The sequence below is a fragment of the Lactobacillus kefiranofaciens genome, from assembly GCF_014656585.1.
In the GTDB taxonomy this organism is placed as follows: Bacteria; Bacillota; Bacilli; order Lactobacillales; family Lactobacillaceae; genus Lactobacillus; species Lactobacillus kefiranofaciens.
The window spans coordinates 1,290,300-1,302,601 of record NZ_CP061341.1; the positions used below are offsets into that span (position 1 = coordinate 1,290,300).

The 12,302-nt window shown below is 36.3% G+C and carries 12 protein-coding genes; 1 reads left to right on the forward strand and 11 read right to left on the reverse strand.

Annotated elements, in window-relative coordinates; all coding sequences use genetic code 11:
• Positions 1 to 5: 5 nt before the first annotated feature.
• Positions 6 to 1,766, reverse strand: coding sequence for a ribonuclease J (locus ICI50_RS06395; RefSeq protein WP_056941293.1), 1,761 nt, complete (start codon positions 1,764 to 1,766; stop codon positions 6 to 8).
• A gap of 153 nt (positions 1,767 to 1,919) precedes the next feature.
• Positions 1,920 to 2,189: a 30S ribosomal protein S15 gene (gene rpsO / locus ICI50_RS06400; protein WP_013854295.1), complete on the reverse strand. Its 270-nt coding sequence runs from the start codon at positions 2,187 to 2,189 to the stop codon at positions 1,920 to 1,922.
• 201 nt (positions 2,190 to 2,390) lie between these two features.
• Here rpsO and rpsT point away from each other — a divergent pair, with 201 nt between their 5' ends.
• The gene (gene rpsT / locus ICI50_RS06405) at positions 2,391 to 2,648 is read left to right on the forward strand and encodes a 30S ribosomal protein S20 (RefSeq protein WP_013854296.1); all 258 of its coding nucleotides are present in this window, start codon (positions 2,391 to 2,393) and stop codon (positions 2,646 to 2,648) included.
• 66 nt (positions 2,649 to 2,714) lie between these two features.
• Here the strand turns inward: rpsT and holA are convergent, their stop codons facing one another.
• The 9 genes from holA to typA all read right to left on the reverse strand — a co-directional run bounded on the left by holA (position 2,715) and on the right by typA (position 12,251).
• Positions 2,715 to 3,701 carry a DNA polymerase III subunit delta gene (holA, locus tag ICI50_RS06410; protein ID WP_188891356.1) on the reverse strand — a complete coding sequence of 329 codons (987 nt, stop codon included), beginning with the start codon at positions 3,699 to 3,701 and terminating at the stop codon, positions 2,715 to 2,717.
• Positions 3,698 to 5,986 carry a DNA internalization-related competence protein ComEC/Rec2 gene (locus ICI50_RS06415; RefSeq protein WP_188891357.1) on the reverse strand — a complete coding sequence of 763 codons (2,289 nt, stop codon included), beginning with the start codon at positions 5,984 to 5,986 and terminating at the stop codon, positions 3,698 to 3,700. The genes holA and ICI50_RS06415 overlap by 4 nt, the downstream gene beginning before the upstream one ends.
• Complete coding sequence (locus ICI50_RS06420) at positions 5,955 to 6,635, reverse strand: helix-hairpin-helix domain-containing protein (protein ID WP_188891358.1); 681 nt, start codon at positions 6,633 to 6,635, stop codon at positions 5,955 to 5,957. The genes ICI50_RS06415 and ICI50_RS06420 overlap by 32 nt, the downstream gene beginning before the upstream one ends.
• Positions 6,636 to 6,702: 67 nt before the next feature.
• Positions 6,703 to 7,755 (reverse strand): SepM family pheromone-processing serine protease, encoded by a 1,053-nt coding sequence (locus ICI50_RS06425; protein WP_188891360.1) that lies wholly within the window; start codon positions 7,753 to 7,755, stop codon positions 6,703 to 6,705.
• Positions 7,745 to 8,233, reverse strand: a complete 489-nt coding sequence (gene coaD / locus ICI50_RS06430) for a pantetheine-phosphate adenylyltransferase (protein WP_013854300.1) — start codon at positions 8,231 to 8,233, stop codon at positions 7,745 to 7,747. Before coaD ends, ICI50_RS06425 begins: the two co-directional genes overlap by 11 nt.
• Before the next feature lie 6 nt (positions 8,234 to 8,239).
• Positions 8,240 to 8,788, reverse strand: coding sequence for a 16S rRNA (guanine(966)-N(2))-methyltransferase RsmD (gene rsmD / locus ICI50_RS06435; protein ID WP_056941289.1), 549 nt, complete (start codon positions 8,786 to 8,788; stop codon positions 8,240 to 8,242).
• The gene (locus ICI50_RS06440) at positions 8,788 to 9,129 is read right to left on the reverse strand and encodes a DUF2129 domain-containing protein (RefSeq protein WP_188891362.1); all 342 of its coding nucleotides are present in this window, start codon (positions 9,127 to 9,129) and stop codon (positions 8,788 to 8,790) included. Before ICI50_RS06440 ends, rsmD begins: the two co-directional genes overlap by 1 nt.
• Positions 9,126 to 10,310 (reverse strand): FtsW/RodA/SpoVE family cell cycle protein, encoded by a 1,185-nt coding sequence (locus tag ICI50_RS06445; RefSeq protein ID WP_056941288.1) that lies wholly within the window; start codon positions 10,308 to 10,310, stop codon positions 9,126 to 9,128. The genes ICI50_RS06440 and ICI50_RS06445 overlap by 4 nt, the downstream gene beginning before the upstream one ends.
• A gap of 96 nt (positions 10,311 to 10,406) precedes the next feature.
• Positions 10,407 to 12,251, reverse strand: a complete 1,845-nt coding sequence (typA, locus tag ICI50_RS06450) for a translational GTPase TypA (protein WP_013854304.1) — start codon at positions 12,249 to 12,251, stop codon at positions 10,407 to 10,409.
• Positions 12,252 to 12,302 lie beyond the last annotated feature (51 nt).

Genomic DNA, 12,302 nt, shown 5'->3' on the forward strand with positions numbered 1-12,302 from the left:
ATTTTTTATTCTTTCTTTTTCTTTTCGTTTCTATTATTTTTACGCGTTTTATCAGACTGAGACTTTTCATTGCGTTTTTGCATTGCACGATGACGATTTTGATTAACTTCCATTACTACTGGCAAAATCACTGGACGCTGGTTAGTCTTTTTATACAAAAATTTTTCTAAATCGCTCCAAATATCCTGCTTTAATTCAGTCCAGTCAAACTTTTTATGTTCGAAATTATTATTAATTGCTTTTTTAATTACATCAATTGAATCCTTCATCAATTGATGGTTTGCCTTGATATAAACAAAGCCACGACTAGTTACCTTAGGTTCTGCAATAATTTTCTTTTTCTTACGATCGATTGTAACTACTGCAATAAAGATTCCATCATCAGATAAGACTTCCCGATCTCGTAAAACAATACTACCAACATCACCAACGCCAGAGCCATCGATCATTGTATCTTCGCCTGGCACTGGATCTGATAAGTAAAAGCGCTTTTTCTTAAAATCATAGTCTAAGCAGTCGCCATTTTTAGTAATATAAATATCCTTAGAGTTCATGCCAGCCTTAATCGCTAAACTACGCACAATTTCAAGCAAGCGATATTCGCCAATCACTGGAATTAAAAACTTAGGCTTCAAGGTATCAATTAGCAGTTGTAAATCACGACCAGTTGCATGACCACTAGTATGCATATTACGTCCTAATTGAATAACTGTACCACCAGCTTTATATACCAGATCGCTAGTTTCTGCCACCATCGTCTCAACTGCATGAGAAGGAGTAGTAGCAAGGAAAACTAGATCCCCTTTATGAATAGTAATCATACTGTGACGCTTTTTGGCCATTTTTTGAAGAGAATTAAGCGGTTCACCCATTCTACCTGTTTCTAAAATAACTGTTTGTTCTTTGGGAACAGTCTTCAGATCCTTAACTCGCATAAGCAAACCCTCTGGAACATCCAAATAGCCTAACTTCATTGAAGTTCTGACGATCTTAGCCAAATCGCGTCCAGTTAAAAGCACTCTCTTCCCAGTAGCTTTAGCGGCGTTTAAAACTTCTTGTACACGATTTAAATTAGAAGCTTTAGCAGCGACAATAATTCTGCCAGTAGCATTTCTAAAGGCATTAGTTACGAAATTACCAATATCTTGCTCTGATGCATTAGGGAACGATGCCTCGGCATTCGAAGAATCACTAAGCAAAGCTAAAACGTCTTTTTGTTCAATTTCGGCTAAGCGATCCATATCAGTACGATAATTAGGTTCAGCCGTAGGGTCGAACTTAAAGTCACCAGTATAAACAACCTCACCTTCCGGAGTATGAACATCAATACCTAATGAATCAGGTATTGAATGCGTAGTATGGAAGAATGAAATGCTAGCATTCTTAAAGTCAATCTCTGTATCTGCATCAATAACGTGGAACAAATTGTTCTTGCGGTGCTTGTTTTCACGTTGAACTTCAATTTTTGCCAGTTCAATACTCAATTGTGAACCAAATACAGGAATATCATATTTTCTTAAAATATATGGTAAAGCTCCAATTGAGTCGGCATGTCCATGGGTTAAAAAGATTCCAGCTACTCGATCACCATATTGTTCAAAGAAATCGAGGTCAGGAATTACTACATCAATGCCAAATAAAGAACTATCTGGGTACTTTAATCCGGCATCAAGAACAAAAATTTCATCGTTAACTTGAACGGCGAACATGTCTTTACCTTGTTCACGCACACCGCTCAAGATCATAATCTTAAGTTGATTAGCCATAATTTTTCCTTTTCTATCTAATTTTCAATTTTTTATGGATCAGAATGATCACAACGTAAAAATAATCTGTTTCAATTTTAGCATAAATAAGGAAAAGTTAACAGGGTAGAAAAAAGAGCCAGCTTAAGCAGCTGACTCTTGCAATATCGAAAATTAACGACGAAGACCTAACTTCTTGATTAGTTCACGGTAACGAGTAATGTCATTGTTTTCTAGGTAACGAAGCAAGTTACGACGGTGACCAATCTTCTTAAGCAAACCAACGTATGAGTGGTGGTCGTGCTTGTGGCTCTTCATGTGATCAGTCAAGTTGTTGATGTCTGCAGTTAAAAGAGCAACTTGAACTTCAACAGAACCAGTATCACCTTCGTGAGTTGCGTATTCTTTCATAATATTTTCTTTTTCAGTCTTTGAAATTGCCATAGTTAATTTCACCTTTCATAAATAATTGCCATTAACAACGTCTACCGTCAGGTGTGAGCAGATAAACAGCGTTAATGGTTCACAACATAAATAATGATACACAGATTTTTTTAAAAAAGCAAGGGCAAATTGCCTTGCATCCCGCCTAGTTCTTAAGTATAATGTATGAAGTAAATTTCTAGATCATTGGAGGTGAATTTTATGCCACAAATCAAGTCAGCTATCAAACGTGTTAAGACGCAAAACGCTACTAAAGAACGCAACGCTTCTGAATTAAGCAAGTTAAGAACTGCTGTTAAGAGATTCAAGAACGCTGTTGAAAGTGATAGTAAAGAAGACGTCTCCAAGTTGCATTTAGAAGCTGTTTGTGCTTTGGACAAGGCCGAATCAAAGGGCTTAATCCACAAGAACAAGGTTGCTCGTGACAAGAGCCGCTTAGCTAAGTTAGCAAAGAAGTAATTTTACTTATTACTAATAAAAAACTCAAAAAGAGAGAAGAATTTATCTTCTCTCTTTTTTGCATTTCTAAACATTTAAAACAAATAGCTTTAGGAAATTATTCTCATGATAAGTTCCGTTCTTATAATTAAATTCTAAATTAATCGCTTGACGCAATAAGTTCTCTAACTTGGTAATTGTCAACCTATTTTTCAAAGCTAGCTTAACTCGATATGGATGTACACCCAATTCTTTCACTATCTGTGACTCGCTACGTCCCCTCTTAGCCAAAATCTTAACTATCAAGATTAATTCTAGTTGATTTTCAAAGACAGCCAGTAGTTGGATCGGGGACGTCCCTTCACGCAATTGATTATCTAAACGATCGACAGCTTCTTGATAATTTTTATTTAAAGCAGATTCCAAAATGGCAAAAATATTTTGCGCCAATGATAAATCAACATTTTGCAAAACTAATTTTTCAGTAATTTTACTATCGATCGCTGCCATTTTTAGTTTTTGATAATTGCTTAAAACAGTATCCATAACCTGATCGCTGCGTTCAATTAAAAGCTGTAATGCTGATTGCGTAATCGTGTAGCCTTCTGCCTTGATTAATGCTTTATTAATTGCACCAACTTCATACGAACGAATCTGCGGCTCAACCACATTGAATTGTTTCAAAATTGTTTTCGTCAGTTTTTTCCGTCGATCTAATTTTTCATAAGAAGCGACGATTATCACCACATCTTCTATCTCTTGCAAATTAGCAAAAATTTTTTGTAAAGCATCAATTTGCTTCTGAAATTTTTTAGGCACTTTAGCAGTTAAAAAGAAAGGATTTTTAATTAAAATTAATTTCCGTTCACTAAACAAACTGGATTCTGTCAAGCTTGCAATTAATTCATCTAAACCATCCGCTTCACAATCCACACTAATATGTTCTAAATCGATAAATTTCTTTTCTTTAACATATGAAGAAGCCAAATAATCATTTAAGAAATCATCTGCGCCCCAAATCAAGGTATGGGGATTACTGTTATTAGTATTTTTAAATAAAGAAAGTAAGGTCATTTTCTGCGCCGCTTTAAAAAACAATCAAATTTTGGGCTTTCAAGCCCACCATAATACCAGCTAATCATACCACAGTCTTGAGTTGAAACCCATGGTATCTGTTGTTGCCTTAAAGTAGTTAGCGTCTCTTGATGCGGGTGACCAAAACGATTTTTACGTCCAGCCGAAATAAAAACTTTTTTTGGTTTGATCGCCTGTAAAAAACCGGGATTGGATGAAGTCTTGCTGCCGTGATGTCCTAATTTGAAATAATCTACTGTAAACGGCGTTTTTTGCATGATTTCTTTTTCACCATCTTGACCTAAATCACCTGTAAATAGCCAACTTCTATTAGCTACTTTAAAAAATACACTTAACGAGTCTTCATTTTTTCCTTCTCCCGGTTGGTACGGATAAACTACATTAAATGTGATTTTAGGCTCTCTTACCTGCATCCCTGCTAATAATTCAACCAGTTTAGTATTTCGAACACGCCCATTAATTCTTTTTTGAAAAGACGGATTATTAATCAAACCCTTAGCCATAAATAATTTTTTCACCCGAATTTGCTCTAGCAACGGTCCTAGATCACCGACATGATCCGCATCCTGGTGTGAAACGAAAATTCCATCAATCACACTAATTCCCTGGCTCTTTAAGAAAGGCAAGGTAATTCGGTTAACTTGTGGAGTTTGCTTTTTACCGGTAAAGTTCAGCTTACCTCCAGTATCAATCAAATACACTTTTCGCGGGAAGGGGGTTGTAATCAAAATACTATCCCCCTGACCTACATCAATAAAAGTCACCTGTCCTCGCAGTGGAAAATGAATCATGCTAAAAAATATGGCATAGACCATAAACAAATTTATTTCTAACTGTTTTTTATCAAAATACCACGCTGTCTTCTCCCGCCAAGCTATAATCAATAATGCCGTTAGCAAAAGCAACGTCAAACATTGCCACCAATTAATTTGCCCAAACGTGATTAACCCCCATTTGGTCAACGACAATTTAGCAATGGCTTTTTCACCCAGATTTAAAATCTGCTCCCCCATCAATGCTAATTGATCAGTCAACCAAAAAGTCAAGATATTAATAAATGTGACTGGCATCACCACATAATTAAAATATGGCACAACCAGCATATTAAATAAAACTGTCAATAAATTTACTTGATAAAAGAAAAATAATAATAGCGGTGTTAATAAGACATTTAGTAAAATTGACTGAGTCAATTTGTTAAACCGATTGGTCAACTGTAAGCCAGCAGCCAGAATATAACTCAAAATTGCTCCAGCTGCCATAAATAAACGCGGCACTAGTAAGATATGCAAAATGCAAGTTAAGCCCAAAAGATCTGGCTGGCTAACTCGATAATGTTTAAATTTACAAATTTTCCCTAAAAAATATGTTAAACTTGCTCGAACAAATCCTGCTTGGCCACTACTTAAAAAAATTCCTAATAATAAAACCAAACTGCAGCAAGCGAATGTTTCCTCATCAGTTAATTTTAAGTAAAAACACACAATACTAATAAGCAAAACGTAAATTCCTACATGCAAGCCTGAGATGCTGAGTAAGTGAATTACGCCTAAATTGCGGTAATTATTTAAAATTTCTTGATTTTCTTGAGCATTATTTTCACCTAATACCAGTTCACTCGCAAAAAAGCCGAGCAGCTGCGGCATTCTATTAAAATAATTTTGCAAATAAAACCGCCACTCATGCAAATAATCAAATAAATTTTGACTCTTAAGTAGAACTAAATTACAGCTGGTGTATTTAATCCTTTGACTAATTCGCTTAGCTAGATAATAATTTTGATAATCAAATTCCCCCTGATTAGTTGCTGGCTCAATCGGATCACATTCACCAGTTATTTGAGTAAGTAATACAGGCCGACCCTCTTTGAGCAATTTCTCTTGCTCTTTAGTAACTCGGACACTAATTAAAATATTTCCTTGTTGATAATGCCCTACTCCTGTTAAATAATCGTCTTTAATACGAATTTGATCAGGATACAGTTTAACCTGACTTTGCGCAGTTAAATTAAATGGTATTTCTTTCTTACTAACATAAATTAAACTAGCAAATGTAACTGCAGTTAACAAAACTAACTTAAAGCTAGTACGATATTTCTTAAACAATAAAAAACTAAAATAAAGCAAAAATACGATAGCTACTAATTGCTGACTAAGAACTGAACAAGAAAATGCTAAAAATGAAATAGCGACTAAAAGAAGTGCAGTCAACAAGTAAAAACCGAGGTCTTGCCTAAACAGCCAGCTGATCTTTGAGACTTTCAAAAGTCTTTTCTCCTATACCTGAGACTTGCATTAAATCTTCAATCTTTTTAAAGGAACCATTCTGCTCGCGATATGCAATAATCTGCTCTGCTTTCTTTTCTCCTACGCCAGTCAACTTTTGTAGATCCGCCGCACTAGCAGTATTCAAATTGACTTTTTCGCCATTGCTGCCACTTTGAGCGCTATCTTTAGCTTCTCTTGAATTATCGCTTCCAGCTGTTACTGTAGACGCACTTTCAACTTTTTCGCCTTTATATGGAATATGAATCTTATCTTGGTCTTTCAATAAAACTGCCCGATTAATAGCCTTTAATTGCGCTTTCGCAGTTGTACCACCAGCCGCTTCAATTAACTCTTGCAAGCGAGCCCCATTTTTTAAAGTATAAACTCCCTGATGTTTAACTGCACCTGAAATATCACAGGTAACCGTCTTCGAACTAGACGATGATGCACTACTAGCCATACTAGAGGCATTACTATTGTTAGATGAAGCCGTATTACTGGACTGCATCACTTTTTCATTATTCACTTCCGCTACGCTTTCTTGATTATTGCTTTTTTTCAGCCCAAGAACGGCTACTAAAACTATTGTCGCAATAATATAAATTTTCTTTTCTACGACAACTTCTTTTATTTTATTGAAATTCATTAAAATCCCCCCTCTATTATTTATTACGCAAAAAAAGCCCAGATTTTTCTCTGGACTTTAAATTTTTTTATTTTTCTTTTTGGTAATGCTTTTTTAGATAATGTAAAGCATCGTCAAATGTGTCCACAGGGACAATTTTCATCTTAGTATGAATTTTCTTAGCAGTTCGTTTCGCCACTGCATAGTTAGTTTGGCTGGCCTTAACGCTTGTATTATCTGTTGGTGCAAAAAAGACCTCAGCACCAGCACGACTTGCAGCCACAACTTTTTTATCAACGCCACCAATAATTCCAACCTTACCCGTAGGCAAAATTGTTCCAGTACCGGCAATTTTATGATCCTTGCTTAAATTCTGTTTAGTAAAGACTTCATAGCTTTCCAAAGTAAACATTAATCCAGCAGAAGGGCCACCGATTTCGCCTGCATTAATTGTTAATTTAGGAGTGGTCTTTACTGTCACATGTTCCACCAATTGAATCCCAATTCCAGGTTTATTAGTACCTTTAACTTTAACAATCCGACCGGTAAAATGCTTCTTTTGTTTGCCTCTCAATACAGAAATAGTAACTTTACTACCAATTTTTTGTTTGCGTAGATAAGTCATCATTTCCTCAGTCGAATGAAATCTTCGCCCGTTAGCTCCTAGTACTGTATCGCCTATCTGCAATTTGTGCTTAAAACTGGATTTCTTTTGCACTTCCATGACATAAACGCCTAAATACTTTAAGCTATGCTTTTTGCCTGCTTTTTTAGCTGCATAATAAATTGCATTCTGCTGACTAGTTTCCATATACCAATTCTGTAATTCATTATATTGCGCGCTAGTTTGGCCTCCTAATAGTTCTTTACTAGGCACGCGTTCAGAATAAGGCCTGGTATAGCTCCATAAATATTCTAAAATTGAAGCAGGACGGCTCGTTACGCTGACTGTAACTAAATAAAAATTAGCTGGTTTCTTATTCTTAGATTTAATAAATTGATTGACCGCTACTGCCTCACCCGGTGATTCAATATAATAATCAGTCGGCCAAAATGCTAAAAACGCAACAGCGACAATTGCGACAATTGCGACTAAAGCAATCAGCCAGTTGCGTAAAGATTTTTTTTGCTTATTTTTCATAACGTAACTTCTCTCTTAAAGCCTGGGCAGCCATCTGCGGCAGAAATTGATCAACGTCTTCATCAAAGCGTGCCAGTTCCTTAATCATACTAGAAGCAACGAAAGAATTTTCTGGACTGCTAAATAATAAAACAGTGTTAATGTCTGGTGCTAAACGCTTATTAATCCCAGCTATTTCTCGTTCATAACGAAAATCAGCACTATTTCTGACGCCACGCACAATTACTTTTGCTTTTAACTCGTGCGCCAATTTGACAGTTAATTGATCCGGTCGTTCTAATACCTCAATATTAGGGATATCTTTCAATGCATCCCTAGCGAAATCAGCTCGTTGCCGTGCACTAAATAAATAATGCTTAGAGGTATTAGTCATTGCCACCACAAAAACTCGATCAAAAATTTCTGCAGCTCGTTTAGCCGTTTCTACATGTCCGTTGGTAATCGGATCCAAACTTCCCGGAAAAAGTGCAACAGTCATGATTATTTAATCCTTTCGATAAATTCTTACGATAGTTTTTCCTAAATGATGATCCTTAATCATTGAAAAGCCCATAATTTTGCCTAACTCAGTATGATCATCAGTTTCAGCTACTATAATTGCTTGTTCATTTAATAAGCCCAATTTATTCATTCGAATCATATCTTTAGCAATTTTTTCTTTAGCATAAGGTGGATCCAAAAAAATCAAATCAAATTTTTCTTGTTTTTCACTAAATAATTTTAAGGCTGCTGAACTGCGCATATTGTAGATGGCAAAACGTTGTTCCTCCTTGGTTAAAACAACATTTTTCTTAATAATGGCACAGGCGGCATGATTAATATCCACTAGACTAGCACGATCATAGCCACGCGATACTGCTTCAATTCCTAATGCGCCACTACCCGCATAAAGGTCAAGAACATTGCCACCATTAAAGAATTGCCCTAATGAATTAAATAAAGATTCTTTGACCTTATCACTAGTTGGACGCGTCCGATTGCTTTTTAACGTATATAGATTTCTTTTAGCATATTTCCCTGAAATGATTCTCATTATATTTGATCCTCATTCTTTTCTTGTTCAAGTTGCAGTTTTTCCTCAGCTTCTTTAGCCATAGTAGTAATTTGGCTCTCAATGTATTTACTATCAAGATTTACATTTTCCTCAGCCAAAATTTCGACATGTTTAATAAAATCCAACTGAGAAATTTCTTTCTTTACCTCTTCTGCTTCTTTACGATTTACATATAATACACAATACTTCATTTTTTTAGAGAAATATACAATATCTCCATAATGACGTAATTTATATTGATCACTAACCGATTTTAAATAAACAATTAACGCAACTCGTTTAATTAAATGCGTATTTTCAATTTCTTGATTAATACTCATGCAATTGTTTCATCCTTTTCTTTTAACATTTTTTCGTTAGCAGCTACATTTAAGACTAAGCCAATCGCGGCCGTCAAAACAATCATTGAGGAACCCCCATATGAAATAAACGGCAATGTTACCCCAGTAATCGGAAGCAAGCCCAATACAGCGCCAATATTAAAGAAAGCCTCAGTAAAGATAATGGTCGTCACGCCAAAGCAAATTAATGCGTCAAATTGAGAAACTGCATGTACCCCCACGTTCATAATTTGCCACATTAAATAAAATAGCAGACCAATCAACACTATAGTAAAAATTACACCCATTTCTTCTGCCGTAATCGACAAAATAAAATCAGTATAAGGCTCTGGCAAATAGCCCCGCTTTTGCATACTGTTGCCTAGTCCAACGCCTAATAAGCCACCATTATGAATGGCGTAATAAGAATTAACTAGTTGAGCGCCACCTTTTCTTTCCAATTCAAAAGGATGAAGGAATGACATTAACCGTTGAAACTGATAACTTTCTTGCAAAAACTTAGGATTCCATGCTACTACAATGCAAAAAACTGCACCTACCAGAATGACAATTCCAATCAGCCAAGCTAATGCTATTTTAGTAGGAACACCTGAGACTGAAAACATGACTAAGGTAATCATAAATAAAATAGCTGTTCCACCAAAATCAGGTTCTACAATTACCAAGCACATCAAAAATGCTGCTAAAATCGCTGGGTGTGACAAGTTCGATTTTATCCTGCCTGCCACCAACTTACCATCCCGCCGGTCTAACACATAGGCGAGATAGATCACCAAAGCTAATTTAGTTACCTCAAGTGGCTGCAAATTAATAAATCCCAAATTAATCCAACCCACAGCCCCGTTAACAGCGGCAGAACTACCATGAGCAAATCTAAGAAAGACTAGCCACATTAGCATTAAAATACAAATAAGTAAAAAACTAGCCACAAATTTAGGACTCTTGAACACTTTTATTTTTAATGCATAGAACGGTACACCAAACAGTGCAAATGCTGCTACCGCATAAATTGCTTGTCTAATGCCGTATACATCTGGTTTAAAGCCATTAACTAATAAAATATCCGAACTAGCCGAATAAACCAAAATTACCCCTAAGATAACTAAAATTAAGTAAGGGATAAAGATTTTATAGTCAAGATAACGTAATTTTCGACGCACGAGCGTTGCCCCTTTTATAAAATAATACTTTCCTAATTATAAAACAAAAAAGCCACCACTTCTATTCAGTGATGACTTTTTAAAATTTATCTAAAATTAATTAGCACGATTACGTCTCTTGTCAGCCTTTTGACGTTCTGAAGTGTTCAAAATCTTCTTACGCAAACGAATAGATTTTGGAGTTACTTCACAGTATTCATCATCATTCAAGAATTCAATAGCTTCTTCAAGAGTCAAGTTCTTAGGCGTCTTGATCGCAGCTGCGTGGTCCTTACCAGCAGCACGGGTGTTAGTTAAGTTCTTACCCTTAGTTACGTTAACGGCAATATCACGTTCACGTGATGATTGACCCACAATCATGCCTTCGTAGACTTCAACACCAGCACCGATAAATAATTCACCACGTTGCTCAACTGATTGTAATGAGTAAGTAGTTGATTGGCCTTGATTAATTGATACCAAAGCACCGTTACGACGACCTGGGTTCCAATTCTTAACAACTGGCTTATAAGCTTCAAAGGTGTGGTTCATGATACCATAACCACCAGTTTGAGACATAAATTCGTTGTTGTAACCAATCAAACCACGTGATGGAACTAAGAATTCCAAACGAGTTTGACCGTTACCAGTTGATTCCATGTTCTTCATTTCACCCTTACGTTGTGAAAGTGAGTCAATAACTGAACCAACATATTCATCTGGCGTATCAATTTGAACAGATTCAAATGGTTCACACATAGTACCATCAATTTCACGGTAAATAACCTTAGGACGTGAAAGCTGTAATTCAAAACCTTCACGACGAAGCTCTTCAACCAAAATCGAAAGGTGAAGTTCACCACGACCTGATACAGTCCAAGCATTCAATTGATCAGTTGGTTCGACCTTTAATGATACGTCAGTACGAGTTTGGCGAATTAAACGATCTTCCAGCTTCTTAGGAGTTACTTGATCACCTTCACGACCTGCAAATGGTGAGTCATTAGCAACAAAGTCCATTTGCAAAGTTGGTGGATCAATCTTAAGCAGTGGCAAAGCTTCTGGATGATCAGCTGATGCAATAGTTTCACCAACATAAATATCATTAATACCACTAATTGCAATGATATCACCGGCCTTGGCTTCTTTAATTTCATTACGCTTTAAACCAAAGTAACCAAATAACTTAGTAACGCGGAAGTTTTGAGTTGAGCCATCACGCTTCATAACGGTGATATTGTCGCCAACCTTAACGTGACCACGGTAAATTCTACCAACACCGATACGACCAACATAGTCATCCCAATCCAACATAGTGATTTGGAATTGCAGTGGCTCATCTGAGTTGTCGATTGGAGCAGGAATATTCTTAATAATGGTATCAAAGATTGGATCCATCGTTTCCTTTTGTGTACTTGGATCTGGATCATATGATGAAGTGCCATTTAAAGCTGACGCATAAACGACTGGGAAGTCAAGCTGTTCATCATTAGCACCTAACTCAATGAAGAGTTCAAGCACATCATCCAAAACTTTCTTAGGACGAGCACCTGGACGGTCAATCTTGTTCAAAACAACGATTGGCTTAACGCCAGCTTCCAAAGCCTTTTTCAAAACAAAACGAGTTTGTGGCATTGGACCTTCATAAGCATCAACTAATAATAATGCTCCATCTACCATGTGCATAACACGTTCTACTTCACCACCAAAGTCGGCGTGTCCTGGCGTATCCAAGATATTAATAGTAGTATCTTTATAACGAACAGCAGTGTTCTTAGATAAAATAGTAATACCACGTTCACGTTCAATGGCATTTGAGTCCATAGCACGATCTTCCAAATTCATGTGTTCTGGCAAAGTATCTGATTGCTTCAATAATTGGTTAACCAAAGTAGTTTTACCATGGTCAACGTGGGCAATAATAGCGATATTTCTAAGATCGTCTCTTCTTTTTTCTGACAAAAGTATTCCTCCCCACTCTTCAATAAAAAAACTGTGACCTCGTCACAGTTT